Genomic DNA, 6,620 nt, shown 5'->3' with positions numbered 1-6,620 from the left:
TTGATTTGAAATTAAGAAGTATTATTTCGGGTTGATATCCAATTCAATATTTGAAGAGATTTGATTCTAGTAATTGCTATTCAGATAACTCGCCAACGTGTTTGAAGATACGAAAAGTATGAAAAAGCTGAATGTGTTAACGGCGTCTTAGGTAGGTTCGATAGAGGGATTAAAAGCTCCCCCGGTTGGACTCGAACCAACAACACTGCGGTTAACAGCCGCATGCTCTACCAATTGAGCTACAGGGGAACATTCGTCTTTTATCTAACATGGCTATCGCAGCCAAGTCAAAAGATTATCCCCCTAAACGCAATAGTCAAGCCTCCAAGACAAAATCTTTTAACTATTTGATCGCTATTGGTTTAAGCAGTCGTTTTCTTGGCCGTTTGAGTAATGGCTTCGTATTTAATTTCCATTAAGCCAATGCAACTTCATGTGACATTATCAGCCTAAAAAAAGAGGGCGGCTGGGGAGCCGCCCCGGATAGTGGGGAGTGGATGGACGGAGAAAAAGGCAAGACCTTCTTTCCGTTATCGCTTTGTTAAAGGTACTGTTAGTTTGATGCTGCGCTCTTTTGACTGGCTGTCAGCCGTTGATAGAGATATTCGGCCAACGCCTGGCTTGCCTCGCCAAAATTGAATGCGCTACTGAGACCCGTGTTGGCGTGAATTGTGATCTCTTCTGCCAGGCTATTCTTATCGCCGTTTTCAAACCGGTTATTTCGGATTGATCCATGGATGCCGGACCCAAACTCTACATTCAGGTGGATCAGGCGGGCGCATTGTTTTTCCTCGTTGGTTAATGTACTGGCGCTGTGATATTTTTCGCCGTATTCAACCAGGATGGGGAACCCTTCGCGCAAAAGCTGGTCGATGAGAATTGCGCCGAAGCCTGTGTTGCGGTCAAGTAAAATGCCTGACGATAGCAACGTATTGGTTTCGTTGCTGCGGTTCGTAATCTGTATTTTGCTAACCGTTGAAGGCAGAGGCGTCGATGAGCGCACTACTCGTGTTACGGGCTTCGCAACAAAGGCTGAATTCAGCGCTTCAATTAATTCGCTATCTTCCATCGGTTCGATGCCGTAATAAAAAATTGGATAATGGCGGTAGTCAAACTCAAGGGTTTGTTCATCCCGGTTGTAGACGATTGCTTTGAGACCCGGATTTTGCTCGAGCATTTCACCGAGTTTGGATGGGCCGTCTTCTCCAAAGGAAGAATCATCCCAGATGACGAGCGGCAATGGTTGATGGTTGAAGAGCGTTTTGGCTGCTTCGGTTGAATTGACCGCTTTTACGCTAGAGCCGTAATCCTGCAGGCGCTTGCCGATTTCTGAAATCATACCGCCGTTTGAAGAAACAATGACGACGTTTCGTTGGGTTGAATTCTTTGAGTCTTCTTCAATTTGCGTTGGTCGAACTTGCGCGAGCCAACCTTCATGGATTGGGCGCTCAAATAACGTTTCAGGATTTGAAATATACGCTGGATTGACGGCGACGACGGCGCCTGTGAGCGAAGAAGCAATCAGGCTTTGCTTGCCGTCGCTCCAATGGACTGACGCGTAAGGAAGCCCCCGGTAGACCATTTGCCCGACTTGAGGCAGTTGGATGTCTTGAATTTCAGCGCCAATGCGTGAGGCGACAAGTGCGCCGGTTGAAACGTATGCTGTGTTATCTACGGTGTACCAGGAGTTCTGTACAAAGCGATATTCGTTTACGGGCGGATGAGACGCTTGTGTGTTTGGGGATTGGTCAGGGAAATTTTCAACAGGTTCTTCTTCAAACAAGCGGTTGACTGCGCTGAGTATTTCATCCGGCGAAAAGGGTTTTGCAATATAATCCGCCGCGCCAAGGCGCATACTCTGCGCTGCGGTCGGGACGCTTGGGTAGCCGGTAATCAGCATCACGGGAGAATCAATGCTGCGGTCGCGCAGCTGATGTAAAAACTCGAGTCCTGTGATCCCCGGCATGTGGAGATCAAGCAAGATGGCGCTGTAGTGGTTATCGGCGGCGAGTTGTAAGCCTTGGCTTGAATCGGTGCTTGAATCAACTTGAAAACCTCTGCCTGCGAAGATTCGCTGGCAACTTTCACAAACAATAGGTTCGTCATCAACGACAAGTAGGCGGCGTTCGGCGATCATGATGTATGTCTCCCTGGGCGATTGGCCCTTTTGTTTTCATCCGTGATCTCATTCGTGAATGTATAAATGCACGAATGGCGCCAAGTTCGTTTAAGAATGAATAAAAAAACGAAGCGCAGCGTAACTTGTTTTATTTAATGAGGATATGAAGCGTATAGTTTTTTGAGGCCATCGAGCCAAATATATAAAAAGCAGGAAGTGAATGTATGAAGAAATTATACAGTGTATGAAGCGAGAGAAAAAATGAAGCCCTGAGCGCTCTGTTTAATTATGGTACATCCAGTCTTGAATTTTCGTTGGAGGCGTTTGGAAATTCTGTTGCCCTGGAGTTCCACCAGGAGATGGGCTGGCAAACCAATTGTCTGGATCATCGTGATCGGAATTGGGATCCACCAGCGATAGCGAAAACCCCGCGCCGTCTGCGTTATGCGACCAGATCGACGACGAATTATAGTGCACCGAGTCGATTGTCTCGCCCATGGGGCCTTGCAGATGAATTCTTTCACCTTCGTTCGCTAGTTTGCTGTCTCCCCATGATAGAACCTGGCACTCAAGATGCGGATAGAGCGAAGCGTCTTTCGCCAGAATGAGATAGTCGCCGGGCGAGATCGACATCTCTTCTGGGAAGATAAAATTCACGCCGCCGGATAGTTTGTATCCCTCTAAGTCCATGTGCGTTTTGCCCGCATTCAATAGTTCGATATATTCATAGTCTTGGTTGCCGCTTCCAATGAACGGGTGATAGTGAATTTCGTTGATAACAAGAGAAGGGCCAGGTTCAAATACGGCTGAAATGGTTTGCGCAGATTGCGGCGTTAGTGAAATTTTATCTGCGTGGGTTTCGTCAAAGGGTTCCCAATTGACGAAACGGCTGCCGGCGAGCGGGACCGCGCGTAACGTAACCGGGATGTCGGCGTAAAGTTCAATCTGGTTTTCTCCGTCGAATAGCGGCGCCCCAGCGACGTATACACGCCCATCGCCGATTGTTTTTATTTCGATAGCGATACGTTCGTTCAGATCAAATTCGCGTTCAAGGTTGCGATAGATTACTCGAGGCCGGACTCGCGCGAACGTATTCATTCCAGAAATTTTATTTTGCCAAGCCTGTAATGAATCGGGAGCGTCCCAACGTGAAATATGTCTTGGGATTTCGGCGGCGATTTGTGCGCTGAATGATTCGACCAAGTCCATCACGCGGGCGGGTTCAAATGCTGCTTGTAAACAAACAGTGAATCGTTGAATAAAGGTCTGCTTAAACTCGTCGTTCCTGATGAGTTTTCTAAACAGCAGCGTTGACCAGGCCGGGTTGGGCCATCCGGTTTCATTGGGGTCAAGCGCAAATGCCAGTGTGTTGTGCGATAGTCCGTTGTCTTTGAGGCCGAACCCGAAATCGGTGTCAAATAAAATCCAACGCCAGCGGCCGGATGGCGTATGTGGTCTCCAATATTTTAGATTATTGCTGGGCCAGTCGGTGTTAGAAAAATAGATTTGCGCGATTTGATAATTGATATATTCATTGATATCCATTTGAGTTTTGACCCAACGGTATGTGTCAGCATCAGCCAAGTCATTTCGCAGCAAGAACAATCGCAAGGCTTCGTAGTGGTCTTTTTCGCCAGAGAAGATTTTGCGGTCGTTGTAGAGCAGGTCAACTTGATCGGGCGCAACGCCGTGGTTGGAGGCCGCATAATGCTCGTTGATTTTTTCCCGAATGTTATACAGCCCCCAGTATTCACCGTTTAGGAACACAACCGCGGGCCTGAAACTTTGGTAATCAATATCCAATTGGCCTTTGACGGTCGCTTGCATCAAGCCGTCGCGGATGAGAGTGTGTTCTGCGTCGTTGCCGGAATTTCGTAGAACAAACGATTGAAAGGATTGGATGGGCTTGTCGGGAAACAGTGGATAGGCGAGTTCTGCGGCGCCATATTTTTCACGGGCGAAAATGGCGAGCGAGCGCCGGTCGCGTTGACGGCTGCATCCACCGTAAATTTTAACGCCTGCATCCAGCGTAAAGCCAGGGGCTCCGTCCGTCTCAAAAAATTCAACGCTAACGGGGCGTTCCCAATCCTGGTTCCAATTGCGCGGATCATCAGAGCAATTGCCGGTGGTTCCATTGGAGCCATCGACGTAAATGCCAATTTCGTCATCAAAGAAATGGTCGGGTTCCGCCGCTAGCGATACAACTGGCAGGGCCACTTGTTCGCCAATCAAATACGTATGCGTTACGACGCGGCTCGGGATTCGACCGACAGAAAACGCCCGGGCGCGCAGGACGCTGGTTTGCGAAAAAACCAAACGGCGTTGATAGAGCGGCGAGTCAAGCGTGGGGAGGCTGCCGTCAAGCGTATAGTGAATTTGCGCGTCTGCATCTGCGTCAAGCGTAACGCGGACGCGCTGGTCGTAAAAACCCGCCGGGAGCGACGCGACAGGCGCGGCAATGCGATTGAGAGAAATCTCTCCGGTCTTTAAATTGGGTGCGTTGGGTGTCGGCTCCATAAAATAACGCCAGATAGACGAGGCGTCTGGGCTGCGGCCGTAGGAGACGTCCGCCATTTGCGCCGGGTAAAAAAGCGAGTCGATGATTTCGCCGTCCTTTGAGACAAGCGCGATGAATTCGCCTGTTTGATTGAGTTTGAAATTAGAGTGGTCAATCGACGGCTCGGCGTCCGCCCATATCAGCGTGTGGGATTTGGGCGCCATGCGGGCGCGAATGATTCGCCATTTTTTTAGATCAAACGGGTCATCGGTCAAGTAGCAGCTGCGCAAATCCTGGGGTTCATCCGTGCTGTTGTAGAGTTCGATCCAGTCGCCGAAGTTATAGTTCCGTTGGTCTAAATTGGTTGATGTGTTCGCGGCGAGAATTTCATTAATGACGATGCCTTCGTACGCAGCCGCAATGGAAAACGGCGTACATAGAATGTGAAAGATGAACAATATAAATAACAGGCGCATTGCACTTTTTCTAAAGGAAATTGGACTCTAAATAACACTCTCAACTAAATATATCACAGGACGATTCGCTTAAACACTTTGGTCGATTATTGATATTCATCTGCGCGGATATCATATTTCGCCATTAGCGCATGAAGGTTGGTGCGTTGCATCCCAACCAGATCCGCCGCCTTGCTGACGTTGCCCCGAGTGCGTTTCAGCGCATCTTCTAAAAACCGCCGTTCGACATCGCTGACGGCGGCGTCGCGTACGACTTTTTTGAAATCTTTGAATGTGTCCCAGTCCTGCGGCACGGGCGGTTCGCCAAATCCGCGAGGGACCACCGCCGTTCGTAATTCTTCGGGCACGTGTTTGATTTCCACCCGCTCAGCGTCGCAAAGAATGGCGATGCGTTCAATGGCGTTGCGCAATTCGCGAACATTACCGGGCCATTGATAGCCTTGTAATAAGTTCATTGCGTCTTGTGTGAACGACTGCGGCGCCGAGGGATTGGCGCGCCGGAAACGCTCTAAAAACGCATTGACCAGCAAGGGGATGTCTTCGGTTCGTTCGCGTAACGGCGGGATGTGGATTGGTACCACATTGAGCCGGTAATATAAATCTTCGCGAAATTCGCCTTGCTTGCTCATGGCGAGCAAGTCGCGGTTGGTGGCGGCGATCAGGCGGATGTCGACCTCGCGCTCTTCGGCGTCGCCCACTTTTTTCACGCGGCGGGTTTCGAGAACGCGCAGAAGTTTCCCCTGGGTTTCTAATGAAATATTGGCCAGTTCGTCGAGAAACAACGCGCCCTGGTCGGCGACTTCAAACATGCCTTTTTTGGTTGAGATTGCGCCGGAAAACGACCCTTTGACATGACCGAAGAGTTCGCTTTCTAACAAGGAGGGCGCAAGCGTACTGCAATCGCACGCCAGAAAGGGCTGCGATTTGCGCGGACTGAGGCGATGGACGGCGCGGGCGGCGAGCTCTTTGCCGACGCCGCTATCACCCGTGATTAACACCGTCCCGGTGGTCGGCGCGACTTTTTGAATAAGCGCAAACACTTTGAGCATAGACGGGCTTTCGCCGATCATGCCTTCAAACCCGGCTGCTGCTTCCACATCGCGCCGCAGCGCGCGCGCCGCGCGGATGGCGGGCGATCCTTCGATGGTCTTTTCGACGACGATGCGTAGTTCTTCCGGCGAAAAGGGCTTGCAGACGTAATCCGCCGCGCCCAGTTTCATCACATCGACGGCGGATTGTACGCTGGAGTAGCCTGTAATGACGATCACTTCTGCACGGACGCCGGCTTTTTTGATTTCTTGCAACACTTCAAGGCCGTCCAACTCTGGCATACGCATATCGAGCAGAATTACGTCATACTGGTCGCGTAATGCTTCGTGCAATCCTTTTGACGGGTCTTGGTGCGTTTCAACATCGAAACCGTCTGCGGTGAGGATGCGGCGGCAACTCATGCAGATGACTTCTTCGTCATCAATCACCAGCGCTTTGGGTCGGTATGAATTAAGGGCAGAGCGCTCCATGGGTTTCT

3 protein-coding genes and 1 tRNA gene are annotated in these 6,620 nt (G+C 50.3%); all 4 read right to left on the bottom strand.

The window, feature by feature from the left end:
* Positions 1-176: 176 nt before the first annotated feature.
* The 4 genes from P9L94_01455 to P9L94_01440 all read right to left on the bottom strand — a co-directional run bounded on the left by P9L94_01455 (position 177) and on the right by P9L94_01440 (position 6,612).
* A tRNA-Asn gene (locus tag P9L94_01455) sits at positions 177-249 on the bottom strand.
* Positions 250-553: 304 nt separating this feature from the next.
* Positions 554-2,137 (bottom strand): response regulator, encoded by a 1,584-nt coding sequence (locus P9L94_01450; protein ID MDP8242717.1) that lies wholly within the window; start codon positions 2,135-2,137, stop codon positions 554-556.
* 264 nt (positions 2,138-2,401) lie between these two features.
* Complete coding sequence (locus P9L94_01445; GenBank protein MDP8242716.1) at positions 2,402-5,092, bottom strand: CotH kinase family protein; 2,691 nt, start codon at positions 5,090-5,092, stop codon at positions 2,402-2,404.
* An 86-nt stretch (positions 5,093-5,178) separates the two neighbouring features.
* Complete coding sequence (locus P9L94_01440) at positions 5,179-6,612, bottom strand: sigma-54 dependent transcriptional regulator (GenBank protein ID MDP8242715.1); 1,434 nt, start codon at positions 6,610-6,612, stop codon at positions 5,179-5,181.
* Positions 6,613-6,620: the final 8 nt, after the last annotated feature.

It is taken from the genome of Candidatus Hinthialibacter antarcticus (genome assembly GCA_030765645.1).
In the GTDB taxonomy this organism is placed as follows: domain Bacteria; phylum Hinthialibacterota; class Hinthialibacteria; order Hinthialibacterales; family Hinthialibacteraceae; genus Hinthialibacter; species Hinthialibacter antarcticus.
Note: the sequence above shows the minus strand (reverse complement) of the source record. Positions and strands in the feature narration are given on the sequence as shown.